At 54.0% G+C, this 25,438-nt stretch carries 22 protein-coding genes and 1 pseudogene; 9 read left to right on the top strand and 14 right to left on the bottom strand.

Annotated features, from left to right (window positions below; all coding sequences use genetic code 11):
* Window positions 1-35: 35 nt before the first annotated feature.
* The 14 genes and pseudogenes from lpxA to rpsB all read right to left on the bottom strand — a co-directional run bounded on the left by lpxA (window position 36) and on the right by rpsB (window position 14,789).
* Entirely contained in the window at window positions 36-815 is a 780-nt protein-coding gene (gene lpxA, locus ACJJID_RS03820) for an acyl-ACP--UDP-N-acetylglucosamine O-acyltransferase (RefSeq protein WP_444921554.1), read from the bottom strand.
* Between the two features lie 113 nt (window positions 816-928).
* On the bottom strand, window positions 929-1,366 hold the full coding sequence (fabZ, locus tag ACJJID_RS03815; protein ID WP_152452498.1) for a 3-hydroxyacyl-ACP dehydratase FabZ: 438 nt from the start codon (window positions 1,364-1,366) through the stop codon (window positions 929-931).
* Between the two features lie 83 nt (window positions 1,367-1,449).
* A complete protein-coding gene (gene lpxD, locus ACJJID_RS03810; protein ID WP_444921553.1) occupies window positions 1,450-2,493 on the bottom strand; it encodes a UDP-3-O-(3-hydroxymyristoyl)glucosamine N-acyltransferase in 1,044 nt (347 codons plus the stop codon).
* Window positions 2,494-2,517: 24 nt separating this feature from the next.
* A complete protein-coding gene (locus ACJJID_RS03805) occupies window positions 2,518-3,033 on the bottom strand; it encodes an OmpH family outer membrane protein (protein ID WP_444921552.1) in 516 nt (171 codons plus the stop codon).
* Between the two features lie 68 nt (window positions 3,034-3,101).
* The gene (gene bamA / locus ACJJID_RS03800; protein ID WP_444921551.1) at window positions 3,102-5,681 is read right to left on the bottom strand and encodes an outer membrane protein assembly factor BamA; all 2,580 of its coding nucleotides are present in this window, start codon (window positions 5,679-5,681) and stop codon (window positions 3,102-3,104) included.
* A gap of 62 nt (window positions 5,682-5,743) precedes the next feature.
* Window positions 5,744-7,021 (bottom strand): annotated as a pseudogene (gene bamA, locus ACJJID_RS03795) (outer membrane protein assembly factor BamA); the annotation flags it as partial.
* A gap of 114 nt (window positions 7,022-7,135) precedes the next feature.
* Entirely contained in the window at window positions 7,136-8,491 is a 1,356-nt protein-coding gene (rseP, locus tag ACJJID_RS03790; RefSeq protein ID WP_444921550.1) for an RIP metalloprotease RseP, read from the bottom strand.
* 58 nt (window positions 8,492-8,549) lie between these two features.
* Window positions 8,550-9,734, bottom strand: coding sequence for a 1-deoxy-D-xylulose-5-phosphate reductoisomerase (gene ispC / locus ACJJID_RS03785; protein WP_444921549.1), 1,185 nt, complete (start codon window positions 9,732-9,734; stop codon window positions 8,550-8,552).
* A gap of 149 nt (window positions 9,735-9,883) precedes the next feature.
* Complete coding sequence (locus ACJJID_RS03780) at window positions 9,884-10,729, bottom strand: phosphatidate cytidylyltransferase (protein WP_444921548.1); 846 nt, start codon at window positions 10,727-10,729, stop codon at window positions 9,884-9,886.
* Window positions 10,730-10,856: 127 nt separating this feature from the next.
* Entirely contained in the window at window positions 10,857-11,612 is a 756-nt protein-coding gene (gene uppS, locus ACJJID_RS03775) for a polyprenyl diphosphate synthase (protein ID WP_444921547.1), read from the bottom strand.
* Window positions 11,612-12,169 (bottom strand): ribosome recycling factor, encoded by a 558-nt coding sequence (gene frr, locus ACJJID_RS03770; RefSeq protein WP_444921546.1) that lies wholly within the window; start codon window positions 12,167-12,169, stop codon window positions 11,612-11,614. The genes uppS and frr overlap by 1 nt, the downstream gene beginning before the upstream one ends.
* A complete protein-coding gene (gene pyrH, locus ACJJID_RS03765; protein WP_152452478.1) occupies window positions 12,166-12,903 on the bottom strand; it encodes a UMP kinase in 738 nt (245 codons plus the stop codon). Before pyrH ends, frr begins: the two co-directional genes overlap by 4 nt.
* A 162-nt stretch (window positions 12,904-13,065) precedes the next feature.
* The gene (gene tsf / locus ACJJID_RS03760; protein ID WP_444921545.1) at window positions 13,066-13,929 is read right to left on the bottom strand and encodes a translation elongation factor Ts; all 864 of its coding nucleotides are present in this window, start codon (window positions 13,927-13,929) and stop codon (window positions 13,066-13,068) included.
* 113 nt (window positions 13,930-14,042) lie between these two features.
* Window positions 14,043-14,789 (bottom strand): 30S ribosomal protein S2, encoded by a 747-nt coding sequence (gene rpsB / locus ACJJID_RS03755; protein WP_152452474.1) that lies wholly within the window; start codon window positions 14,787-14,789, stop codon window positions 14,043-14,045.
* Between the two features lie 287 nt (window positions 14,790-15,076).
* On the opposite strand from rpsB, the gene map reads away from it, so the two are divergent.
* The 9 genes from map (at window position 15,077) to ACJJID_RS03710 (ending at window position 25,382) form a co-directional block, all read left to right on the top strand.
* Complete coding sequence (gene map / locus ACJJID_RS03750; RefSeq protein ID WP_152452472.1) at window positions 15,077-15,847, top strand: type I methionyl aminopeptidase; 771 nt, start codon at window positions 15,077-15,079, stop codon at window positions 15,845-15,847.
* Between the two features lie 77 nt (window positions 15,848-15,924).
* Complete coding sequence (locus tag ACJJID_RS03745) at window positions 15,925-18,633, top strand: [protein-PII] uridylyltransferase (protein ID WP_444921544.1); 2,709 nt, start codon at window positions 15,925-15,927, stop codon at window positions 18,631-18,633.
* Window positions 18,634-18,660: 27 nt separating this feature from the next.
* On the top strand, window positions 18,661-19,833 hold the full coding sequence (gene dapC, locus ACJJID_RS03740) for a succinyldiaminopimelate transaminase (RefSeq protein ID WP_444921543.1): 1,173 nt from the start codon (window positions 18,661-18,663) through the stop codon (window positions 19,831-19,833).
* Window positions 19,834-19,899: 66 nt separating this feature from the next.
* Window positions 19,900-20,568, top strand: a complete 669-nt coding sequence (nth, locus tag ACJJID_RS03735; protein ID WP_152452466.1) for an endonuclease III — start codon at window positions 19,900-19,902, stop codon at window positions 20,566-20,568.
* A 2-nt stretch (window positions 20,569-20,570) separates the two neighbouring features.
* Entirely contained in the window at window positions 20,571-20,924 is a 354-nt protein-coding gene (locus ACJJID_RS03730; RefSeq protein WP_444921542.1) for an ArsC family reductase, read from the top strand.
* Between the two features lie 9 nt (window positions 20,925-20,933).
* Entirely contained in the window at window positions 20,934-21,965 is a 1,032-nt protein-coding gene (gene dapD / locus ACJJID_RS03725) for a 2,3,4,5-tetrahydropyridine-2,6-dicarboxylate N-succinyltransferase (protein ID WP_444921541.1), read from the top strand.
* Between the two features lie 90 nt (window positions 21,966-22,055).
* Window positions 22,056-23,189 carry a succinyl-diaminopimelate desuccinylase gene (gene dapE, locus ACJJID_RS03720; RefSeq protein ID WP_444921540.1) on the top strand — a complete coding sequence of 378 codons (1,134 nt, stop codon included), beginning with the start codon at window positions 22,056-22,058 and terminating at the stop codon, window positions 23,187-23,189.
* 138 nt (window positions 23,190-23,327) lie between these two features.
* On the top strand, window positions 23,328-23,531 hold the full coding sequence (locus ACJJID_RS03715; protein WP_444921539.1) for a hypothetical protein: 204 nt from the start codon (window positions 23,328-23,330) through the stop codon (window positions 23,529-23,531).
* Between the two features lie 234 nt (window positions 23,532-23,765).
* Window positions 23,766-25,382: a S9 family peptidase gene (locus ACJJID_RS03710; protein WP_444921538.1), complete on the top strand. Its 1,617-nt coding sequence runs from the start codon at window positions 23,766-23,768 to the stop codon at window positions 25,380-25,382.
* The last annotated feature ends 56 nt before the right edge of the window (window positions 25,383-25,438 follow it).

Genomic DNA, 25,438 nt, shown 5'->3' with positions numbered 1-25,438 from the left:
TGGCCAATAACAGCACTCCCCGTAAATGATTGTGATTAGCGGACAATGCCGCGGGCTGAGGATTGTAGGGAGTCAATCCAGGGCTGGATCACAGGGGACTGTTCACGCAACTCTCTCAGGGCCTGTAAGGCCTCCTGCAAGGTAAGGCCACGCCGGTAGACCGTTTTGTAAGCCTTGTTGATCAAAGAGATATCCTCACGGGAAAAACCGCGACGACGCAACCCCTCCGCATTGATGGTTTTGGCCTCCGCCGGATTCCCGGCAACCATAACGTAAGCGGGCACATCTTTACCGATTGCCGCCCCCATGCCCAGGAAAGCATGCTCCCCAATCGTGCAATGTTGATGCACAAGACTGTAGCCACTGAGAATTGCCCAATCCTTGACAATAACGTGGCCAGCAAGCCCTACATTATTCACCAAAATCGTATGGTTACCGACAACACTATCATGGCCAATGTGGGCATAAGCCATAATCAGATTATCACTACCGATTGTAGTTTCCCCGCGGTCTTGCACGGTACCGCGATGAATAGTGACGCCCTCGCGAATGACATTGTTATCACCAATTACGAGGGTAGTTTCCTCACCCTGGTATTTTTTATCCGGCGTATCCTGGCCTATCGAAGCGAACTGATAAATGCGATTATTTTTTCCGAGCTTGGTGGGCCCGCTCAATACGACATGTGAAGCTATCTCACAGCCATCACCAAGCTCCACATTGGCCCCGACAATGGAATAGGCTCCGATACTCACCCCGGAACCGATAACCGTCGTCGGATCGACAATAGCTGTGGGGTGGATATTTGTCTGCATTCTGGAATCTACTCCTCAAGTAGCGGCACTACGGACACTACAACTTCACATAAATAACAACGGAAAACTATCTAAAGCACCTCAGTGGTCACATCAAGTGACGAGCAGAAATGCTAGACCTGCTTCACTGCACACAGAAGGTCCGCAGAGGCAGCCAACTCTCCATCCACACTGGCCTTACAGGAAAACTTCCAGATGTTGCGACGTACCGAAACCGCTTCGGACATCAAATCCAGCCTATCCCCCGGCACCACCTGACGCTTGAATCGAGCCTTGTCAACACCGCCAAACAGGTAGAGGTAGCCATCCTCTGGTTTCTTACCAAATGTCTTAAAGCCGAGGATTCCAGAAACTTGTGCCAAAGCCTCAACGATCATAACACCGGGAAAAATCGGCATCTGTGGAAAGTGACCGTTAAACAGCTCTTCATTAACAGAGATATTTTTATACCCCTTAATAAACTTTCCTTCCTCGAGCTCTACTACTCGGTCCACCAATAAAAACGGATAGCGATGTGGCAGGTACTCGCGAATCTCAGTTACATCCATCATTCCAAATGCCCCCAGAAACCACTTCGGGGCGTTAAACGCCCCGAAAACAGCAATTCAAAATTGTTTTTCTTACAGCAGTTGAGCTATTCATCCCTGTCGCGGGACAATACCTCAAGTTGCCTCTCCAAATCTTTCACTCTTCGCGCCATTTTATCCAACTGACCGAAGCGCACCGCGTTGCGACGCCAAGACTGACTGTCATCAAAGGGTAAGGCGCCGGAATAGATTCCCGGTTTTTCAATGGATTTGGTCACAAAGGTATTAGCGGTAACCTGGCAGCCATCGGCGATCGTTACATGCCCAGCTATGCGGGAGCTACCACCTAAAGCACAGTGCTTCCCTATCATTGCGCTGCCGGCGATTCCGGTACATGCGGCGATGGCTGAGTAGTCACCAATCTGCACATTGTGCGCGATTTGGACCAAGTTGTCGATCTTGACTCCACGGCCAATCACCGTATCACCTAGCGCTCCACGATCCACACAGGTGTTGGCACCAATTTCAACTTCATCGCCAATCTGGACGCCGCCCAACTGGTAAATTTTTATCCACTCCCGCTGATGAGGAGCAAAACCAAAGCCATCCGCACCAATAACCGCATGGCTATGGATGATAACATTCCGACCCACCTGACAACCGTGATGCAATATCGCACCAGCAAAGAGGCAGCTCCCTTCACCCAAGGTGCTACCCTCTCCTACAAAACAGTTGGCACCAACCGATGCACTAGGACCAATTTTCGCAAATGCCTCAATTACTGCACCCGCGGCAATGGAGGCACTGGGGTCCACTTCAGCATCTGAGTGAACTACAGCACTAGGGTGCACTCCAGCCTCTATGGTTGGAGCCGTATTGAATAAAGCACTGGCCCTGGCAAAAGCTAGGTAGGGATTATCCACACATAGGGCACTAACAGGTGTCTCCTCAACAAACTCACTGGTCACAAGTACCGCACCAGCAGAGGTACTCTTGAGGAAGCGACGATAATTGGGGTTTGCCAGAAAGGTCAGCTGGTCCGGCCCTGCATCTTGCAAGGTGCTCAGGCCACAAATTACATGGTCTGCGTCTACCCCCGGGGCTAGACGCAACTCAGCACCCAGCGCTTGTGCAAGCTGGGTTAACGACAAATTGTCTCTCATACAGGCTATCGATTACTTATCAGCGTTCATACGCTTTACGACAGCCTCAGTCAGGTTTACTGAAGGATTGGCAAAATAAGCGGTAGAGGCGTCCAACACCAAATCCAACTTTTGTTCTTTGATGATCGCTTCCAGCGCGGCTTTGGCTTTGGGTCCCAAAGAAGTCTGGATTTCCTGTCCTACCTGAGCTTCCATTGCGCGAAGCTTTTTAACAGTGGTTTCAAAGTCTGAACGCTTAAAGTTCATTTTACGCTGGTATTCTGTTTTCTGCTCATCGGACCAAGTAACACTGTTTTTCTGCGCGTCCTCTGCCATTTTTTGCAGCTCAGCGCGAATGGATTCGGCGCTGCTTTGCAGCTTGGAATACTCGGAACTGGTCTTCAGTGAATTGACCTTGGTCTTGGCCACATCGGTGCTCATAATCGCGGCCTGCAGGTTAAATACCGCAACCTTTGTCTGCGCCAGAGCGGCACCAGACAGGGTTATACCAACCAGCAGGATTGCGAAAATCTTTACATTCTTAAGCACTTTGGTCTCTCCAATTGATTTTATTTTATGCGCAACAACTGCGCTCTATCCATTTATGTCCGATTAATTTAGAAGCTATTACCCAGGGTAAACTGGAACACTTCGGTTTCATCATCATCATTTTTCTTCAGGGCCTTAGCCAAGCTGAAGGTGAGTGGGCCAAAACCGGTCACCCAAGTCAAGCCGATACCCGCGGAAACATTCATTTTACCGAAGTCCACATCGTAACAGTTGATCTGGGTTTCATCACAACTGGTGTCAAATACATTACCTGCGTCAATGAAGAAAGCAGACTGTAGAGAGCGTTGATCTTTGATAAACGGCAGTGGGAAGATAACTTCGGCACTACCTTCAACTAGGATATTGCCGCCGAAGGGGTCAGGGTCACCATTCGTGTACGTCACCAAAGAACCATTTTCATCTACCAAATAACATTGCTCTGTAATGTCTGTACCATCTGTTGCACAGGGTCCAGTTTGGGTCTGGGACAAATCAGGATAGGTATAAGGTCCCAAGAATACAGCTGGAGTAGAACGAGGACCTAAAGTATTACGCTTGAAACCACGTACAGACCCAAAACCACCGGCATAGAAGTTTTCAAAGAAGGGCAGCTGGTCGAGATCGCCGTAGCCATCTCCATAGCCCAACCGTGTACGCAAGCGCAGGGTCAAACTCTTAGTTAATGGGCGGAAATACTGGCCGGTATAAATAAATTTATAATATTCGAGATCACTACCAGGCACAGTGAATTCTGCGGAGAAGTTCTGGGAAGCTCCGCGAGTTGCCAGTATTCCACGATTCAATGTTGAGCGGGCATAAGAAGCAGTCAATCCCAAGTTATTGAATGCATCACCATAGCGATCGATGAAGCCATTTGGTGTACTAAATAAACCGTCAGTTAATGGCATCGCCAAATTTGCTGCTATACCATCCTCCAAGTCTGCAACAATTTGATCTGCTTCCTCGTAGGTAATGATTCCATCCACCCCATCAATAGGTTGAGGAGTGGTAGTGATTTCCTGCACAGAACTTCTCGAAGCCGAAAGCTCCAAATGATTGAAATTAACATTTAATCCCACTCGGGAAATTTCTGAAACCGGGTAACCGAAGCTAACACCAGCACCGTAACTTGTAGTGTTGTAGTCGGACAGGTTGACTTCCGAATAATCATTCTCTCGGTAAAAAACGTTAAACCCGCGGCTTACGCCATCCGGGGTGAAGTAGGGATCAAGATAGGAAAAATTGAGTGCAGTCTGGTATTCGGACACATTCAAGCCAATACCTACCTGCTTACCAGTACCCAGCCAGTTGTTCTCCTGAATATTACCACCGAGTACCAGGCCACTGCTCTGGGCCCAGCCGATGGTGCCGCCGATAGAACCTGAAGGCTGCTCCTCAACGGTATATTCCACATCGATCTGGTCAGAGGTGCCTGGAACCTCTGCGGTTTCCACTTCTACCTCTTTGAAGTAGCCGAGACGCTCCAGGCGCACTTTGGACTGCTCAATTCTTGCGGAAGAGGCCGAGGCAGACTCCATCTGGCGCATCTCACGGCGCAATACTTCATCGGCAGTACGGGTGTTTCCGCGGAATTGGATTCGACGCACATAAGCACGCTTGCCGGGATTGATAAAGAAGGTGATTTTTACCGTATTATCTTCTTTATTGGGCTCGGGAATACCATTCACTTCGGCAAAGGTATAACCCTCATTGCCCAGGCGCTTGGTAATGTAGTCGGACGTGGTGGTCATCCGGATTTGGGAGAAAGTCTGCCCTTCACGTACCAACAACAGGCGCTTGATTTCCTCTTCCGATACCACCGGATCACCGGCAAGATCCACTTCGCTGACCGTGTAAACATCGCCCTCTCGCACATTGACCGTAATAAAAACGCTCTGCTTGTCGGGACTCAGGGAAACTTGGGTCGACTCGATCTGAAAATCCAGGTAGCCGCGATCGAGATAGTATGATTCCAGACGCTCCAGGTCACCGGTGAGCTTCTCTCGGGAGTACTTGTCATCGCTGCGCAGCCAGGACAACCAACCAGTGGTCTGCAACTCGAAAATTTCCGCCAGTTCCTCATCGGAAAAGGCCCGATTACCCACAACATTGATGTGCTTAATAGCCGCAACCGAGCCCTCATCGACGATAACCCGCAGCTCGACCTGGTTGCGCGGCAGCTCTTTGACTTCGGTCTTTACGCTGGCTCCATAGCGCCCCTGCGCTACATATTGACGCTCAAGCTCCTGAGCAAGCCCTTCTAGAGTTGCACGCTTAAAGATCTGCCCCTCGGACAAACCGTTGTCTTTCATGCCTTTGAGTAGATCTTCAGTGGCGATAGCCTTGTTCCCAGAGATCTCGATTTTGGAGATTGCAGGGCGCTCACGCACCGTGACCACAAGCACACCGTTTTCACGGCCAATCTGGATGTCTTCAAAGTACCCGGTACGGAATAGTGCTCGAGTGGCGCTCTGGATTTCCACAGACTCAATTTCATCACCCACTCGCACGGGAAGGGCGGAAAAAACGGTACCGGCAGAGACGCGTTGTAATCCTTCCACGCGAATATCATTAACCACGAACGACTGCGCTATTGCACTTAAAGGCAACATCAGGCCGAGGGAGGCCGCTTTCAGGAAATCTTTCATCTACTAATTCCGAGTCTTTTTATTCGCAATCCAGGAGTTACAGCACTTTATTAGCGCCCCGCTCCCCCGGAACCTGAGGGTTGCCCCTCTACCATGTAATCGACATCAATCCGGTCTGAATCACCGGATACCTTAACAGTTTCAACTTTCACTACCTTCAAATAACCAAGCCGCTCAAGACGCGCTTTGGCTTGCTCAATACGAGCCGAGGAAGCTAAAGCCGACTCCATCTGGCGCAACTCTCGCCGCAAGACTTCATCTGCGGTACGAGTATTTCCACGAAAAGTAATACGCCGTACGTAAGTGCGTTTTCCCGGATCGATAAAGAAGGTGATTTTTACTGTATTCTCTTCTTTATTGGCCTCTGGAATGCCACTCACTTCAGCAAAACCGTAACCTTTATTACCCAAACGCTTGGAAATATAGTCGGAAGTTGTAGTTACCCTCTCTTGAGAGAATATCTGACCTTCACGTACTAACAACAAGCGCTGTATCTCTTCCTCAGAAACTACCGGGTCTCCTGCGAGTTCTACCTCACTGACAATGTAAACATCACCCTCATTCACATTAATGGTGATAAAAACACTTTTCCTGTCCGGCCCCAGAGATACCTGGGTCGAATCGATCTGGAAGTCAAGGTAACCACGATTGAGGTAATAGGACTCCAGACGCTCGAGATCACCAGTGAGTTTCTCACGAGAGTACTTATCATCACTGCGCAACCAAGAGAGCCAGCCGGTAGTTTTGAGCTCAAAAATTTCGCCAAGCTCTTTATCGGAAAAGACACGATTCCCCACAATATTAATATGTTTAATCGCAGCGACAGTCCCTTCTTCAACAATAACTCGCAGCTCAACCTGATTACGCGGTAGCTCTTTGACTTCAGTCTTGACGCTAGCGCCATAGCGCCCCTGTGCCACATACTGGCGCTCAAACTCCTGAGTCAAACCTTTGAGAGTCGAGCGTTTTAAAATCTGTCCCTCGGCCAGGCCGTATTGCTCCAACACTTTTAGCAGATCCTCTGCGGCAATCGCCTTGTTTCCCGAAATACCAATTTTTGATATGGCCGGTCGTTCCCTGACATTAACAACGAGAACGCTATTTTCACGACCAATCTGTATATCTTCAAAATAACCAGTGCGGAACAGCTCTCGGGTTGCCCCATGTATGTCATCAAGCCCAACCTCATCGCCAACCCGAACCGGAAGCGATGAAAAAACAGTGCCAGCTGAAACACGCTGCAGCCCTTCCACCCGGATATCACTGAGAACGAACGACTGTGCCAAAACGCTGAAAGGCAGCACCAGGCCCAAAGTCATCGTTATCAGCCAATATTTCATACCAATGCCGAGTTACTTCAATTTAATACAGAGGTTGTAAAAACAACCCGCAACGCCCTCACTCAACAAAATTCCTTCACACTCGGTGCAGTTGGGAAAATAAGCTTTAGAGCGCTACAAACGCAAAATATCGTTATAGAGAGCCAGCCCCATAATACAAAGCACCAGGGCCATGCCCACTTGCAAGCCGATCACCTGTACTCTTTCAGACACAGGAGACCCCTTGATCGCCTCAATACCGTAGTAGAGAAGGTGACCACCATCGAGTACCGGAATGGGTAACAGATTGAGTACACCGAGACTGATACTGAGCAGAGCCAAAAGTGACAGGAATGACTGCCATCCCCTCTCTGCGGAAGTACCCGCCACTTTAGCAATGGTGATGGGGCCACTCAAGTTTTTGGTCGAAAGTTGACCAAAAATCAATTTCTTTAAGCTGTTCAAGGTAAACAGGGTTTTATCCCAAGTTTCCTGAAGCCCCTGCGATAGCGCTCCCGCCACGCCATAATGGAAAACCCTGACCCGATCTTCTGGCCAGCGCTCTGTTACTGGCTGCACACCAATTTGGCCGACGCGCTCACCACTATCAAGTGTCACTTCTGCCGGTGTCACTGGTAGGGTCAAACGCTGCCCCTGCCGCTCCACCTCTACCTGAAGAGGCTCTCCTGCGCGTGCACGTACATACTGGCTCCATTCCTCCCAACCGGAAAAAGTTCTCCCATCGGTTGCCACTATCTTGTCACCCGCACGCAGACCCGCTGCGCTGGCAGCGCTACCTTCCAAAACCTGGTGGAGCGTCATACTAATGGGGGGAGTCCAGAGTTCGAGGCCAATCTCTCCCAATGGGTCAGGCACTTCCTGACCGGAGAGCCAGCGGTCGATATCGGCCGCCATGTGATATTCGAGATTGGAGTCCGGGTAGCGCACTGAAAACTCTATTGCGCCACTGTCTCCCAGACGATTGGCTAGGCGCCAGTTGAGCGCCTGCCAGGTAGGTGTGTCCTCGCCGTCCACCGCAACAATTTCTTGCCCGGGCTCCAGGCCGGCTGCCTCAGCAATAGTTCCGGGTTTGACGTTATCTACGATAGGTACCGGGCCCGCCGTCCCCCCCATAAAGACAACCCAAAACAGTACAATGGCCAACAGGAAGTTGGCTGCAGGGCCCGCTGCGGCAATCGCCATACGCGCCCATACACTCTTGCGGTTAAATGCCTGGTTCAATTCGTGGGCGGGGACAGGCCCCTCCCGCTCATCCAGCATTTTGACATAGCCACCGAGGGGAATTGCCGAGATTGCAAACTCGGTGCCGTGCCGGTCATAACGGGAGAATAAGCGGCGGCCAAAGCCCACAGAAAAGCGCAGCACCTTGACCCCACAGAGTCGTGCTACGAGAAAGTGTCCAAACTCGTGGAAGGATACCAGTATACCGAGGGCCACCAGGGCCCAGATTACCGTCTGAATCAGATCCATACTCAGTTACAGTCTCTTTTCATGCGCAAATCCCGGCATTATATGCCCAGCAGCAAATCTAAAGGGCTCCAACAGCTTGCTGGGCCAGCTCCCGCGCATTGAGATCAATGGCTTCGACTACGTCCAGCCCCGTCAGTTCAACACTGGGAGCGCTATTCATTACTTTTTCTATAGCCGCAGCAATACTAGTAAATGCCAGCCGTCCCTGTAAAAACGCCTCGACAGCCACCTCGTTAGCGGCATTTAGCACCGTCGGCATACTACCACCGGCATCCATAGCTTCACGAGCAAGGCGCAGACAGGGGAATCGCTGAAAGTTTGGCACCTCAAAATCCAGTCGTCCCTGTGCAATCAGGTCGAGCGCCGGAACCCCCGCGTCTATACGAGCGGGAAAGGCCAGTGCGTGCGCGATTGGGGTGCGCATATCTGGATTCCCCATCTGTGCCAACAGGGAGCCATCTCGATACTGCACCATGGAGTGCACAATACTCTGTGGGTGCACAACTACATCTATCTGCTCTGGGCTTGCGTTGAACAGATAGCAGGCCTCGATAAACTCCAACCCTTTGTTCATCATGGTGGCCGAATCCACCGAGATTTTCCGTCCCATCGACCAGTTGGGGTGTGCGCAGGCTTCCTCAGGCGTCACCCGATGTAAATCGCTTGTTTCGCGGGTGCGAAATGGGCCGCCGGAGCCGGTAAGCAGAATCTTTTCCACTCCTGCAGCCTCCAGGCTATCGCACGGCTGAGGCAGGCACTGGAAAATAGCATTGTGTTCACTATCGATAGGTAAAAGCTGGGCTCCGCCTGCCCGCAAAGCGCGCAGAAAAACCGGCCCAGCCATCACCAACGCCTCTTTATTGGCGAGCAGTACCTTCTTGCCAGCCTCAACGGCTGCTAGGGTCGGTCGCAAGCCTGCGGCGCCAACAATCGCCGCCATAACCACATCCACCTCATCCACAGAGGCAACCTGGCAGAGTCCTTCCAAGCCCCACAGAACTTCAGTCGAAACGTCATCCTCCAGCAAGCTTCGCAACTCCTCGGCCCGCCCTTCACTGGTGACTACCGCATAGCGCGGGTTGTGCTTACGGCACTGCTGGGCCAACTCTGCGATACGCTCGCGGGCCGTCAGGGCATAGATGGTATAACGCTGTGGATGGCGCGCAAGCACATCCAGAGTGCTCACACCAATGGAACCCGTAGAACCGAGGACGGTAACGGCTTGTGGAGATTGCCTTTGCATAAGCGTTCGACTTACCTACGAAACCTCTTGCGCTTCGAAGAAAGCGCCGGCAAACAATGCCGGCGCCTATCAAAATCACAGATATAGATTGAAGAGTGGCGTACCTGTTACAGGTGCTTATTTACAGGTACTTTTTTACAGATAGTTATTTACAGGTATTTAGGCAGCTCGCTAGCGAGCGCTGCCATAGTGAAGACCGGCAGAGCCGCAGTGAGGCTATCCAAGCGATCCATAACACCACCGTGCCCCGGCAGCATATGGCTGCTGTCTTTAATACCCCGGTGTCGTTTGAACATACTCTCCAACAGGTCGCCAATCACCGAGGCAAGCGCGGTCACCAGCACACCAAAAGAAAACAACACTGTGTTTTTGAGCGGAAGATCAAACAGATAGGAAGTGACAAGAGCAAGTATCAGGCAAGCGCCCAAACCGCCAAAAAAGCCCTCCCAGGATTTACCGGGACTCACTTCTCGGGCCAATTTGCGCTTGCCGAACTTGCGACCGACAAAGTAAGCGCCCACATCGGCGGCTACAACGATAGCGACAACGTATAAAACCAACCAGGCACCGTGATCGAGTCCTCGCAAAATCACCAGCGACAGCCAGCTGGGCACCAGCACCACCAGCCCAATCAGACCCCGCACCCAGCGGTTCCCCCAGAGCATGGCACTGGCTGGATAGCTCTGGACCCACAGGAAAGCGAGCGCCCACCAACCGCAAGCGATCGCCAATATCTGGCGTGCCCGGTCAATATCCGGAGAGCTGAAATCCATAGAAAAAACATATTCAGCGGTGAAAACCAGGGTTCCACCTAGTGCGGCGAGAAAGACAAAACGCAGTGCGCGATTGAGGTTGGAAAGGTTGGCCCACTCCCAACCACCGAGCAATATCACCGCGACGAAAATCAGCGTGTACCATTGAATTGGTAGCAGGAACAAAACTCCAGCGAAAAGTGCTAGCAATACCAGCGCAGTAATTATTCTTTGTTTAAGCACCGAAAACCCCTTTCATCTGGACCCACACTCCGCCTGCTATCTTTCAGCGACCTTGAGCGCCCCGGTGTAATATTCCTAAAAGTTATTCGCGGACAAAAAAATGGCCGCGCATTTGGCCCGATCCCTATCAGGCCTGCACAGCCGTGCCATCATCTTCAGCGCGCCCACCAAATCGCCGGTCACGCTGCTGAAATGCTTCTATCGCCTCATCAAGGGCATTTTCATCAAAATCCGGCCAAAGCGTATCAGTAAAAAATAACTCGCTATAGGCGGCCTGCCAGAGAATAAAGTTACTGATACGCTGCTCGCCGCTGGATCTTACCAACAGATCCACCGGCGGCAAATCGGTGAGCTGCATTTGGCTATCCATGGCATCCTCATCGATCGAATCGAGAGTGCGCTCACCATTGGCCACCTCTTCCGCAAGCCGTCTTGCCGCCTGGGCAATATCCCAGCGACCGCCGTAATCAGCCGCAATCACCAGGTCACCCTGGTCGCCGCCACGGGTAATCTCTTCCGCTTCCGCAATGGCGCGCTGCAAGCGCGACGAAAAGCGGTCCCTGCGCCCTATCACTCGCAAACGCACGCTTTCATCACGCATACGCCTAGCTTCCTTGCGCAGATAGGAGTGAAACAGGGTCATCAACAGTTCCACTTCCTTTGGAGGACGCTGCCAGTTTTCGCTGGAAAAAGCGAAAAGCGTCAGCGCCTCAACACCGCGACTCCTGCACGCGGACAGAAGATCGCGTATGCGCTCAACTCCTGCCCTGTGCCCCGCCGAGGGCGAGAGCCCCCTGCGGGCGGCCCAGCGCCCGTTGCCATCCATAATAATGGCGATGTGTCGGGGGCCGAGGGAGTTCAAGTCGGTACCACTATTACCCATTAAATTTCCATCAGATCTTTTTCTTTGGCCGTGAGCGCCTTATCGACATCCGCCACGAACTGATCTGTGATTTTTTGGACATCGTCACTAGCACGACGCTCGTCATCCTCGGAGATTTCCTTATCCTTGACCAGGGACTTCACCTCAGCCAGTGCGTCGCGACGAATATTGCGGATAGACACCCGAGCAGTCTCAGCCTCACCGCGAGCCTGGCGAATAAAGTTTTTGCGGGTCTCTTCGGTCAGCATAGGCATCGGAATACGAATAACCGCTCCAGCAGTGCTGGGGTTTAGGCCCAGATCGGACTTCATAATCGCCTTTTCGATATCCGGAACCAGGTTTTTCTCCCAAGGGGTAACCGATAAGGTGCGCGCATCTTCAACGGTGACGTTGGCAACCTGAGATAGTGGAGTATCTGAACCGTAATAGGAAACATGAATACCGTCGAGAATACTCGGGTGCGCACGGCCGGTGCGGATTTTATTGAAATTATTGGCTAGTGCGTCGAGCGCCTTGCTCATACGAGTCTTAGCGTCTTTTTTGATATCTTCAATCACGATTTCACTTCCTCTTCGATTAGCGTGCCTTCCTCGCCGCCCACGACAATATTGAGCAGCGCGCCGGTTTTATCCATACGGAATACCCGCACGGGCATATTGTGCTCGCGGCAGAGACAGATCGCAGTCAAATCCATCACTCCAAGTTTTTTATCGAGCACTTCGTCATAAGTCAGCTGGTCATAGCGGGTTGCGGTGGGGTCCAGCACCGGATCGGCCGAGTAAACACCGTCCACCTTAGTGGCTTTTAGCACCAACTCCGCCTCAATTTCAATGCCGCGCAGGCAGGCAGCAGAATCAGTAGTAAAGAATGGATTACCGGTACCAGCGGCAAAAATCAGCACTTCGCCGCGCTCCAGGTAACGAATTGCCGCGCGGCGGTCATAGTGATCCACAATTCCGCTCATCTGGATAGAGGACATTACCCGCGATGAAATATTGGATCTTTCCAGCGCATCGCGCAGAGCCAGCGCATTCATTACCGTAGCCAGCATCCCCATATGATCGCCAGTCACACGATCGAGCCCAGCCGCACTTAGGGCCGCACCGCGAAATAGGTTACCGCCGCCTACAACCAGTCCAACCTGAACGCCGATACCCACCAGCTGACCAATCTCCAGGGCCATTTTGTCCAGCACTTTAGGGCTGATACCAAAACCCTGATCACCCATCAGCTCTTCGCCGCTGAGCTTCAGCAGAATTCTTTTATATTTGCGGTCTTTAATACCGGGCATTCGTTGGTCCTCTCAAATGTACCTGTTTAGTGGCCAAGTATTGCCGCCGAACATTACAACACTTTCTGTCATTTACACAGAGGGGTGCCCCGCTGCAAGCACACAGGCTCCAGCGGAGGCACCCCACCGCAAGTGAGCACTCAGGGCACTCACTGTTATCAATTAGGAAGAGGATTTAACCTGTGCCGCTACTTCCGCAGCGAAGTCCACCTCTTCTTTCTCGATACCTTCACCCACTTCAAAGCGGACGAAAGAAGTTACGTCGGAGCCGGCGTCTTTAACCAGCTTGCCAATGCTCACGTCTGGATTCTTAACGAAAGGCTGCTCCACCAAGCTGTTCTCTTTCAGGAACTTCTTGATACGACCGCCCATCATCTTCTCAACGATTTCAGCCGGCTTGCCTTCCATATCGGGCTGGGCCTTGATGATGTCCTTCTCTTTTTCCAGGACGTCAGCAGGCATATCTTCAGGCTTGTTCACCTGAGGGTTTACCGCGGTTACGTGCATAGCAACGTCTTTCGCCAGTTCAACCTCACCCGCGCTCAGAGCTACCAGAGCGGCGATTCGATTGTTGGAGTGTACGTAGGCACCCACAACCGGAGCTTCGACCAACTGGATTCGACGCACGCCGATGTTCTCACCGATTTTCTGAACCAGTGCTTCGCGAGCATTTTCCAGGTCACCTTCCATCAGGGCGGCTACGTCCTGTTGACGCTCGGCAAATGCTTTATCGACAACCTTGGCAACAAAAGCCTGGAAGTTATCGTCGCGAGCTACGAAGTCGGTTTCGGAGTTCACTTCTACCAATACGCCGTAGCTGCCGTCTTCGGCAACTTTTGCAGCAACAACGCCGTCTGCAGCGGTGCGGCCAGCTTTCTTGGCAGCCTTCAGGCCGGAGGCTTTGCGCAGGTCTTCGATCGCTTTTTCGATATCGCCATCCGCTGCGGTGAGTGCTTTCTTACACTCCATCATCGGCAGGCCGGTACGCTCGCGCAGTTCTTTTACCATTGACGCGGTAATCGCCATGATTTTTTCCTCGGGGTTCTGTCACTTAAAGTTAGAAAAAAGGGGCCGTAATCCGGGCCCCTTTTTAAGTTCGCAATGTAACGCTACTCCGCTACACCACTTCGCCCTGCAAATTACTCTGCAGCAGCTTCGTCATCGCTAGCTTCGACGTACTCGTCTTTGTTCACCGCGCTGCCAGCTTCCGCTGCGCCGGCCAGAACTGCGTCAGCCACAACAGTGGTGTACAGCTTGATGGCACGGATAGCATCGTCGTTACCGGGGATCACGTAGTCAACACCAGCGGGATCGCTGTTGGTATCGACAACACCAATTACCGGGATGCCCAGCTTGTTAGCTTCCTGAATCGCGATGCGCTCGTGCTCAACGTCGATTACGAAGATCGCGTCGGGCAGGCCGCCCATGTCCTTGATACCACCGATGGAGCGGTCGAGTTTCTCCATCATGCGGGTGCGCATCAGAGCTTCTTTCTTGGTCAGCTTCTCGAAAGTACCGTCCTGAGACTGAACTTCCAGCTCGCGGAAACGCTTGATGGACGCGCGGATGGTTTTGTAGTTGGTGAGCATACCGCCCAGCCAGCGGTTGCTGACGAAAGGCTGGCCACAGCGCTCGGCCTGCTCTTTGATAGATTTCTGTGCGGCGCGCTTGGTGCCTACGAACAGAATCTTTTTCTTCTGAGCGGCCATCCCCTTGACCACCTGCAGGGCTTCGTTAAAAGCCGGAACAGTGTGCTCCAGGTTGATGATGTGAATCTTGTTGCGGGCACCAAAGATGTATTGACCCATCTTCGGGTTCCAGTAGCGGGTCTGGTGGCCAAAGTGAACACCAGCCTGCAGCATATCGCGCATGCTTACTTGCGGCATAATAAACCTCTAAATATACGGGTTAGTCCTCCACACATCCCATGCGTCAACCCCTCTCGAGGCACCCAGACACATGTGTCGATGCGTGTGCGGCATTTCCGCCCCGGAAGCACTCCGGAGCGGCGCGCTTTATACCACAACCACGCGGCCGAGTGAAGAACGGGAATAAATATGGTGAGAAAGGCTGCGCCTGTGGATTCCTTAGTTAGCGCCACTCGCTGGCGCTATGCCCCGCCGCCGGCAATCCGCTACAATGCCCGCCTTCACAGATAGACTTAAGGACACGCATGACCTCAGCCATAAAGACGCCGGAACAAATTGCCAAAATGCGCACCGCGGGCCGCCTCGCCGCAGAGGTCCTGGAGATGATTGGCGAGTATGTGGTCCCTGGCGTCACGACGGAAGAACTGGACCGCCGCTGCCACGACCATATCGTCAATGTGCAGAAGGCCATCCCCGCCTGCCTCGGCTATCGGGGCTTCCCAAAGTCCATTTGCACCTCGGTCAATGAGGTGGTTTGCCACGGGATACCCTCTGAGAGCAAAGTGCTCAAGAAGGGCGACATCATCAATATTGATGTCACCGTGATTAAGGATGGCTGGTACGGCGACACCAGCAAGATGTTCTTCGTCGGCAAGCCCGCCGCACACGCCGAGCGACTGGTGCGTGTCACCCAAGAATGCATGTACAAGGCCATTGAGATAGTGCGTCCGGGCACCAGCCTCGGTGATATCGGCCACGTGATCCAGCAACACGCCGAGAAGAACTACTACTCTGTGGTGCGCGACTTCTGCGGCCACGGTATCGGCGATGTCTTTCACGAGGAGCCCCAGGTGCTGCACTACGGTCAACCCGGAACCGGCGAGATTTTGCAGGAGGGCATGACCTTTACCATTGAACCGATGATCAATGCCGGCAAGGCTGCCACCCGCGTTCTCGGCGATGGCTGGACCGCGGTCACCAAGGACCGCCGCCTGTCGGCTCAGTGGGAGCACACCATGGTGGTCACCAGCAGCGGGGTCGAGGTGCTGACCGCGCGCAGCGAGGAAAAGTTTTAACCACAAGTTCCTCCCGCTTCTAAATAAAGATGCACAGCTCCGCCCCACGGCGGGGTACAGCCAAACGGACCTCAGTCATGCAGCCGGTCAACACGCCCTACTTCGAGCGCCCTCTTTTCTTCTTCGACCAAGCCCGCTTTCGCCGCGATCTCGCCGCCCGTGAAAAACCGCCCCTGCAGATCTTCAAGGATGCGATAGGTGCGGCCGAGCACCAGATGGCTGAGCGTTTTCGCGAGGGCGAGGATGTGGCCACCCTGGTGCATGAGCGCGCGCTCTTTGTCGATTGCCTGCTGCACTATGCCTGGCATCAGTACCACTGGAAATCGGGCGCCAGCTTGATGGCCGTAGGCGGTTATGGCCGAGGAGAGCTACACCCCCATTCCGATATCGATCTACTGATTCTCACCGAGGAATGCGCCGACGAAGAAACCATCGACAGCATTGAGCGGTTCGTCACCTTCCTCTGGGATCTAGGCTTGGAGATCGGCCACTCGGTGCGCAGCGTAGAGGAGTGCCTGACACTGGCCGCCGAGGACATCACTGTCATCACCAACCTCACCGAATCCCGCACAGTGGTCGGCGATAGCAAACCCGGGGAACAACTTGCCGCCGGCATGGAGGGCGGCAAGCTCTGGTCTACCGAGGACTTTTTCAGCGCCAAACTGGCCGAGCAAGATGAGCGCCACAACCGCCAGCAGGCCGCGGAATATATTCTCGAACCCAACATCAAGAACTCTCCCGGCGGGCTGCGCGATATCCAGACCATCGCCTGGGTCGCCAAGTATTTCTTTCGGGTGCGCACGCTCAGACAGCTGCAGGGCAAGGCCTTTTTCACCGAGGAGGAATTCGCCATCCTCCAGTCTGGCGAGAGCTATCTTTGGCGAGTGCGCTATGGCTTGCACCTTCTCGCCGGACGTGCCGAGGAGCGGCTGCTGTTCGACTACCAGAGAGAATTGGCCAAACAGTTTGGCTATGAAGATAGCGACACCCAGCTGGCGGTTGAGCAGTTTATGCACAACTACTACCGCATCGTAATGGCCCTGCGCGAACTCAACGATGTACTGCTGCAGTATTTGGGCGAGGCAATCCAGCAGGGTGGCGAGCAAACTGCCACCCCCATCAATGAGCGCTTCCAGCTGCGCGGCGGGGCTATTGAAGCCAGCTACCCACAGGTGTTCAATCAGCACCCCCCAGCGCTGCTGGAGATCTTTGTGCTGATGGCCAGACACCCACAAATCACACGGGTACGCGCCTCAACCATCCGCCTGATCCGCGAGCACCGCCACCTGATCGACGAGCACTTTCGCTCGGACCCCGCCAACAGCGAGCTGTTTATGGAGTTGCTGCGCTCTGCGCGCGGACTCTCAACACAGCTGTCGCGTATGACCCGCTACGGTATTCTTGGACGCTACCTGCCGGAGTTCGGTCGCGTCACCGGGCAGATGCAGCACGACCTCTTCCACATCTACACCGTGGACGCTCACACCCTGCAGGTGGTGCGCAATATGCGCAGCTTTCGCGGCCCCGAAGCACGCGAGAAATTCCCCATCGCCGCAGAAATTCTCAAGCGACTGCGACAACCGGAACTGCTGTATATCGCCGGCCTCTACCACGATATCGCCAAGGGTCGCGGCGGCGACCACTCCAAGCTGGGCGTGGTGGACGCCGCCGAGTTTTGCGAGCGCCACCAGCTGCCGGCGCGCGACCGCCGCCTGGTTTGCTGGCTGGTGGAAAAGCACCTATTGATGAGCCAGGTATCGCAGAAACAAGACATCAGTGATCCGGAAGTGGTGCACGCTTTCGCCCGCGAAGTGGGCGACCGCGAACACCTGGACTACCTCTACGCCCTGACCGTAGCGGATATCAACGCCACCAACCCAGAGCTTTGGAACAGCTGGCGGGCCAGCCTGATGCGCCAGCTCTACCAGGCCACCCAGCACGCCCTGCGCCGCGGCCTGGAGAACCCCATCGACCGCGAGGAAATTATCGAGGAAACCCGCAGCCTGGCGCTGGAAAAACTGTGCGCCCTCGGGCTGCCGGAAGCCTCTATGGAAAACATCTGGGCACAGATGGGCGACGACTATTTTGTGCGCGAGAGCGCCGACAACATCGTCTGGCACACCGCGGCCATTCACGAGCTGCACAGCAACAGCCCGCTAATGCCCAGCGACACCCTGGTGCTGACCCGCAACTCGGGCCCCGGCGAGCACGATGGCGCCACCCAGGTTTTTGTCTACACCCCCGACCGCGCCAATGTATTCGCCGCCGTCGTCACCGGGCTCGATATGCTCAACCTGAATGTGCACGATGCGCGCCTGTACAGCTCGGCCTCCGGCTACACCCTGGATACTTTTTACGTGCTGGACGAATATGGCCAACCCCTGCTCGACGAGCCCCAGCGCCTACAGCAAATTCGCGAGACATTGCAAAAAGAGCTGGCCTTAGTGGAGGACTACTCCAAGGTGATCCAGCGGCGTACCCCGCGGCGCCTGAAGATGTTTTCATTGGAGAGCCGCGCGCACCTGTCTACCGAGACGGGCGACCAATACAGCACACTGGAAATCACTAGCGCCGACAGACCCGGCCTGCTCGCGCTGATTGCGCGCACTTTTGTCACCCACGATCTGCGCCTGCACAACGCCAAAATCTCCACGCTCGGGGAGCGGGTAGAGGATATTTTCCATATCACCGATGCCGAGGGTCACGCACTCAGTAACGCCGAGACCAATCGCGCACTGGAGCAGGCCATTTGCCGAGAGCTGGACGACCACACAGCGCCGCAATAACACCAATGACGAGCGGATAAGAACGCTATGAATCCAAACCTGGACAAGCTGCAGCCCTACCCCTTCTCCAAGCTACAGGCGCTGAAAGCGGGCCTGCAGCCGGCGAGCAAACCCCATATCGCCCTCTCCATCGGTGAGCCGAAACACGAGCCGCCTGAATTCGTGCGGAGGGAGCTGGTCGCGCACCTGGATAAAATCGCCGCCTACCCGCTCACAAAAGGCCTGGAAACACTGCGCCAGGCGATTACCAACTGGCTATGCGCCCGCTTTCAGCTCGCACAGGTCTGCGCCGACACCCAGGTGTTGCCGGTGAATGGCACCCGCGAAGCGCTGTTCGCCTTCGCACAGGCTATGGTCACGCCGGGCAGTAAAGTGCTGATGCCCAACCCCTTCTACCAGATTTACGAGGGAGCCGCCCTGCTGGCCGGCGCCGAGCCGTACTTTATCAACTGCCTCGCTGACAATCGCTTCAAACCAGACTTCGGCTCCGTGCCTGAATCGGTGTGGCAGCAGTGTGAACTACTGTATCTCTGCTCACCGGGCAACCCCACTGGCGCCCTGCTGGAGATCGACGAATTGCAAACGCTCATCGAGCTGGCAGACCGCTACGAGTTCACCATCGCCTCGGATGAGTGCTACTCGGAACTCTACTTCGACGAGAGCGCGCCGCCGGCCGGACTGCTGCAAGCCTGCGAACAAATGGGCCGGAGCGACTATCGTCGCTGTGTGGTTTTTCACAGCCTGTCGAAGCGCTCCAATTTGGCGGGACTGCGCTCCGGGTTTGTCGCCGGCGATGCTCAACTGCTGGATAAATTCCTGCTCTATCGCACCTACCACGGCTGCGCCATGCCACTGCCCAACCAGTACGCCTCCATTGCCGCCTGGCAGGATGAAGAGCATGTGCGCGGAAATCGCGCACTCTACCGACAGAAGTTCGACGCGGTGCTCGATATTCTCGACGGCTGCCTAGAAGTACAAAAGCCACAGGCCAGCTTTTACCTGTGGCCCCGTGTCGGCAACGGGGAGGAGTTTGCCCGCGAGCTGTACCGCCAGCAAAATATCACGGTTTTGCCCGGCTCTTTCCTCGCTCGCGAGAGCGAGGGAGTGAACCCCGGCAGCGAGTATGTGCGCATGGCTTTGGTGGCCACATTAGAAGAGTGCGTGGAAGCGGCAGAGCGCATCAAAGAATTTTGCCGGTAGAACTGACAACCAAATTAATCCAACAGACACCGCAACCCAGGAGCCCCCACCCAGGCACAGACGAGAATGGCAGTAAAAAACTTACTCAAACAAGAGCGCGTGGATTTTATTCTACAGCGCCTGGAAGAACTCTATCCGCAGACCCCGGTTCCGCTCGACCACAAAGACCCCTACACCTTGTTGGTTGCCGTACTACTCTCGGCACAGTGTACCGATGAGCGCGTCAACCAAGTCACCCCCGCTCTCTGGCAGTTGGCCGACAACCCCGAGGATATGGCACTGGTGCCCGTGGAGGATATCCAGGCGGTTATCCGCCCCTGCGGTTTATCACCGCAGAAATCCAAAGCCATCAGCAAGCTGTCGCAAATTCTTGTCAACGAATACCACAGTAAAGTGCCGGAAAATATGGCCGCCCTGGAAACCCTGCCCGGTGTCGGCCACAAGACCGCCAGTGTGGTGATGTCCCAAGCATTTGGCCACCCGGCCTTCCCGGTGGACACTCATATTCATCGCTTAGCGCAGCGCTGGGGACTCACCAACGGTAAAAATGTCACCCAGACCGAGAAAGACCTAAAAAGGCTGTTCCCCAGAGAAAAGTGGAATAAATTGCACCTACAGATTATTTTCTATGGCCGCGAGTACTGTTCCGCGCGCGGCTGCGACGGCACCGTCTGCGAAATCTGCACCACCTGCTACCCCAACCGCAAAAACCCCAAGAAAACCAAAAAGGCGTAACTGTGATTACTCTGTACGGCATTAAAAACTGCGACACCGTAAAAAAAGCCCGCAAGTGGCTGGAAAAGAATGGGGTCGACTATCAATTTCACGATTTCCGTGAAGACGGCATGGACAATGTGCCCCTAAAAGCCTGGATGAATGAATTTGGCTGGCAGGAAGTACTGAATCGCCGCTCCACCAGTTGGCGCGCTCTGAGCGAAGCACAGAAAAATACGATGGATAACGACAGCGCTTTAATCCTTGCCAACGAGACCCCCACCCTGATCAAGCGCCCGGTGGCCACCTCAGACGGCACTACTCGCTTTGGTTTTAAAGAGCAAGAATTCGCCGCGCTTACCGGCCAAGCCAACTAGGAGAAAAAAATGAGTGATATCTACAGCATCGGATTTGGCGTTGGCACCTGCAATAGCAAGGGCGACTGGCTGGAAGTCTTTTACCCAAAACCGTTGTTCAAACCCAGTGCAGAAATAGCCAAAGCGGTAACTGAGACCCTGCATATCGACGGCGGCAATCACAGCCTGCCCCTCGACGCGACCCTGCTGCACAGCCTCACTGAAAAACTGCACAGCGCCGGAGCGGGCGAACAGGCGGAGATCCTGCAGCAGTTCGCCAACAGCCACCGACCGCTGATTGTCGTTGTACTTTCCAGCGACGAGGCACCGCAGACGGTACCGGAAGCCTATTTGAAGCTGCAGCTACTCTCCCACCGCCTGGTAAAACCCCACGAAACCAATCTCGAAGGTCTCTTCGGCAAACTGGTCAATGTGGCCTGGACCAATCAGGGCGCAATCGACCTGGACGAGCTGCCACAGCGCCAACTGGAAGCGCGCCTGAACGGAGAGCACCTGGAAGTTGCCTGCGTCGACAAGTTCCCCAAGATGACCAACTACGTGGTTCCCACGGGCGTGCGTATTGCCCACACCGCACGTGTACGCCTCGGCGCTTACCTCGGCGAGGGCACCACCATCATGCACGAGGGCTTCGTCAACTTTAATGCGGGCACCGAGGGCCCAGGGATGATCGAGGGCCGCATCTCAGCGGGCGTATTTGTCGGCGCTGGTTCCGACCTGGGTGGCAGCAGCTCCACCATGGGCACCCTTTCCGGCGGCGGAAACATAGTGATTTCCGTGGGTGACAACTGCCTGCTTGGCGCCAACGCCGGTATCGGCATTCCCCTGGGGGATCGTTGCACCGTAGAAGCGGGTTTATATATCACCGCCGGAACTAAGGTAGCCCTGCTAGATGACAGCGGCAAACTGGTCGAGCATATCAAAGCGCGCGAACTGGCCGGAAAATCCGACTTGCTGTTCCGCAGAAATTCCACCAATGGCGCCGTTGAATGCCTAACGAATAAGAGCGCCATTGAGTTGAATGCAGCACTGCACAGCAATTAAAACCTGACCCTGCGGGGCCCCGGCCCCGCCCACTCTCCATCTGCATAAATTCCAATAACAGCGCACCTCATCAACTAAAAGGATTATTCCGTGACCCCCACACTGCAACTGACCTTTGACCTTATCCGCCGTCGCTCCGTAACCCCCGAAGATGCAGGCTGTATGGATCAGATGATTGAGCGACTGGAAAAAGTCGGGTTCAAAGTGGCAAAGCTGCACCGTGGCGATACCGATAATTTTTGGGCGGTGCGCAACGGGCAAAGTAAAGGCCCTCTGCTTGCCTTTGCCGGTCACACGGATGTCGTGCCGAGCGGGCCGGAGGAAAACTGGAGCAGCCCGCCCTTCGAGCCACAAATCCGCGATGGCTTTTTGTATGGTCGCGGTGCGGCCGACATGAAGGGTTCACTGGCAGCAATGGTGGTGGCCTGCGAGGAGTTTATCCACCAGCACCCCGATCACAGCGGTCGCATCGCCTTTTTGATCACCAGCGACGAAGAGGGGCCGGCAATCAATGGCACAGTCAAAGTCGTTGAGTGGCTCGAGGAGCAGGGAGAAAAAATAGACTGCTGTATTGTCGGTGAACCCTCCAGCAGCGAGCGCGTCGGCGATATTATTAAAAACGGAAGACGCGGCTCCCTGGGCCTTGCATTGAAAGTCTTCGGCGTGCAGGGACATGTGGCCTATCCACATCTGGCGGAAAACCCAATTCACAATTTGGCCCCAGCACTCGCTGAACTGGCCGCAGAAGAGTGGGATCAGGGCAACCAATTTTTCCCCGCCACCAGCTTCCAGGTTTCCAATATCAACGGAGGTACAGGAGCAACCAATGTGATTCCCGGTGAGGTAGATTTGCTCTGTAACTGGCGCTTTTCTACAGAATCCAATGCCGAAAAACTGGAGGCCCGTGCCCGAGCAATCCTGGATAAGTACAACTTAAAATATGAAGCGAACTTTAATTTGTCCGGGCACCCCTTCCTCACGGCCGAGGGTCCACTGGTTCACGCTGTAGAGCAAGCGATTCAAAAAATCACAGGAAAGGAAACAGAATTATCGACGGCCGGGGGCACTTCCGATGGCCGCTTTATCGCTCCAACAGGAGCGCAAGTAGTGGAACTGGGGCCGGTCAATGCCACTATTCACAAAGTTGATGAGAGAGTCAAAGCCGACGATTTGGATATACTTAAGGAAATCTATCGGGAAGTACTTAGGGAGCTTCTAACCTGAGCTAACTGCCCCAGACGATAATTATTTATTAATTGCACGGACTATCCCACTAAATACACGGATCGGCTTATTCGCCTCCTAACCAACTGCCTCTGCGGTATGCTCCTTCCGATAACAAAATGGAGGAGCCCGCAGATCATGAACAGACTATCGAAAATAGCCGCGGCGATATTAATCGCCAGTCCTGCCCTCGCTAAAGATCAACCCACTAACTTCAGCTATGAGGATGTATTCAATCTCGAGTATGCCAGCGACCCTCAGTTCAGCAACAACGGAAAGAGTATTTACTACGTCCGCAACTCCATAAACAAAATGGCGGACAACAAGCGGACAAACCTATAGCGCATCAGTGCCGATGGCAAAAACCACCGCCCACTGACCTCTGGGGATTACTCTGATTATTCGCCGCGCCTATCCCCGGACGGTAAAACAATCGCCTTTATCAGTTCCCGCAGCGGCAGCCCCCAGATCCACCTATTGTGGCTCGACAACGGCTAAAATCTGCAGATCTCCCACCTGCCAAAATCCCCTTCAAATATTCAGCAGTCACGAGACGGCAAACAAATTGCCTTCACCATGTTTGTGCCAGAGAGTAAACCGCTCCCGGTTGAACTACCCGGTGCCCCCGAGGGCGCCGAGTGGGCAAAGCCGCACCAGTTTATCGACCGCAGTATTTATCGCGCGAACGGTATGGGTTACCTCAAACAGGGGCACACCCAGGTATTTGTCACTCCCCGCGAGGGCGGTACGCCGCGTCAGCTTACCAACGGTGAGTTCGATCACGACAGTAGTCTCGCCTGGAGCAAAAACAACGACGCCATTTATTTTTCTGCAAATCGTCACCCCGATCACGAGATCGAATTGATGAACTCTGAAATTTATAGAGTAAATCTCAAGGATGGCGACATCGAGCAGATCACCGAAAGATTCGGGCCCGATCACCATCCGCAGATTTCCCCCGATGGTAAAAAGCTTGCCTACCTAGGATTCGAGGATCAACGGCTTGGGTACCAACAACACAGCCTGCGCATCATCGACCTCGACAGCGGCGAGTCTCGTAAAGTGCAAACCGCTAAAGACCGCAGTATCTCCAGCTTCAACTGGCTCGGAGACAGCAAGCGCATCGCTTACAGCTACGACGATCAGGGCTCCACAAAAATTGCCATTAAAAAAATCGGTGGCAGTGACACTTTAGTCGCCAGAGATGCTGGCGGTCTATCGCTGGGGCGGCCCTACTCGGGCACTCACTTTGCCACATCCAAACGCGGCGCTATTGCTTACACGCAAACCAATCCGCAGCATCCGGCAGAGCTGGCTTTGGCCCAAAATGGCAAAGTAAAAGCGCTGACTAGCCTCAATAACGATGTGATGCCGCTGCGCAATATGGCCCACGTGGAGGAGATCCATTACAAGTCCAGCTTCGATGGCCGCGATATACAGGGCTGGGTCGCCTACCCGCCTAACTTCGACCCGAAGAAAAAATATCCCCTGCTGTTGGAAATTCACGGTGGGCCCTTCTCTAACTATGGCCCCCGGTTTGCCGCCGAGGTGCAACTTTTTGCCGCCGCCGGCTATGTAGTTCTCTACACAAACCCACGGGGCTCCACCAGCTATGGGCATGAATTTGCCAACCTGATTCACCACAATTACCCGAGCCAGGATTACGACGATTTAATGGCCGGCGTCGATGCAGTAATTGATCAGGGTTATATCGATGAGAAGCAATTATTCGTTACCGGCGGCAGCGGCGGCGGCACCTTGACAGCCTGGATTATCGGCAAAACCGATCGATTCCGCGCAGCAGTAGTTGCCAAACCGGTAATCAACTGGGAGAGCTTCGTTTTAACTGCTGACTACTCCAGGTTCTTTACCAAATACTGGTTCTCAGGTATGCCCTGGGAAAAACCGGAGGAATATCGCCGCCGCTCACCGCTGACTTATGTGGGCAATGTCACTACGCCAACTATGCTGCTTACCGGAGAGGAGGACTACCGCACACCCATGTCTGAAACAGAGCAGTTTTACCAGGCACTAAAGTTGAACGATGTGGAAGCGGCAATGGTACGAATTCCAGGCGCCTCTCACAGTATTGCCGCGAGGCCCAGCCAGATGATTGCGAAAGTGGCCTCTATTTTGTACTGGTTTGATCAGCATAAGCCTGAGCGGGAGAGTCAGGATTTGGCTATAAATTAACTTTACTTTTATGCCTTTTTGGGTTAGGGCGATATTTTGGAGCCCGCCCTAACCAT

It is taken from the genome of Microbulbifer sp. CnH-101-G (assembly GCF_052466775.1).
The sequence above is the reverse complement of the archived record's forward strand: the minus strand, read 5'-3'. Positions and strand labels throughout refer to the sequence as shown.

Bases quoted from the DNA above. Each gene is read 5' to 3' on its own strand.
- lpxA (WP_444921554.1), bottom strand. From the start codon at position 815: ATGCAGACAAATATCCACCCCACAGCTATTGTCGATCCGACGACGGTT.
- fabZ (WP_152452498.1), bottom strand. From the start codon at position 1,366: ATGATGGATGTAACTGAGATTCGCGAGTACCTGCCACATCGCTATCCG.
- bamA (WP_444921551.1), bottom strand. From the start codon at position 5,681: ATGAAAGATTTCCTGAAAGCGGCCTCCCTCGGCCTGATGTTGCCTTTA.
- rseP (WP_444921550.1), bottom strand. From the start codon at position 8,491: ATGGATCTGATTCAGACGGTAATCTGGGCCCTGGTGGCCCTCGGTATA.
- ispC (WP_444921549.1), bottom strand. From the start codon at position 9,734: ATGCAAAGGCAATCTCCACAAGCCGTTACCGTCCTCGGTTCTACGGGT.
- uppS (WP_444921547.1), bottom strand. From the start codon at position 11,612: ATGGGTAATAGTGGTACCGACTTGAACTCCCTCGGCCCCCGACACATC.
- pyrH (WP_152452478.1), bottom strand. From the start codon at position 12,903: ATGCCCGGTATTAAAGACCGCAAATATAAAAGAATTCTGCTGAAGCTC.
- tsf (WP_444921545.1), bottom strand. From the start codon at position 13,929: ATGGCGATTACCGCGTCAATGGTAAAAGAACTGCGCGAGCGTACCGGC.
- rpsB (WP_152452474.1), bottom strand. From the start codon at position 14,789: ATGCCGCAAGTAAGCATGCGCGATATGCTGCAGGCTGGTGTTCACTTT.
- map (WP_152452472.1), top strand. From the start codon at position 15,077: ATGACCTCAGCCATAAAGACGCCGGAACAAATTGCCAAAATGCGCACC.
- ACJJID_RS03745 (WP_444921544.1), top strand. From the start codon at position 15,925: ATGCAGCCGGTCAACACGCCCTACTTCGAGCGCCCTCTTTTCTTCTTC.
- dapC (WP_444921543.1), top strand. From the start codon at position 18,661: ATGAATCCAAACCTGGACAAGCTGCAGCCCTACCCCTTCTCCAAGCTA.
- nth (WP_152452466.1), top strand. From the start codon at position 19,900: ATGGCAGTAAAAAACTTACTCAAACAAGAGCGCGTGGATTTTATTCTA.
- dapD (WP_444921541.1), top strand. From the start codon at position 20,934: ATGAGTGATATCTACAGCATCGGATTTGGCGTTGGCACCTGCAATAGC.
- ACJJID_RS03715 (WP_444921539.1), top strand. From the start codon at position 23,328: ATGAACAGACTATCGAAAATAGCCGCGGCGATATTAATCGCCAGTCCT.
- ACJJID_RS03710 (WP_444921538.1), top strand. From the start codon at position 23,766: ATGTTTGTGCCAGAGAGTAAACCGCTCCCGGTTGAACTACCCGGTGCC.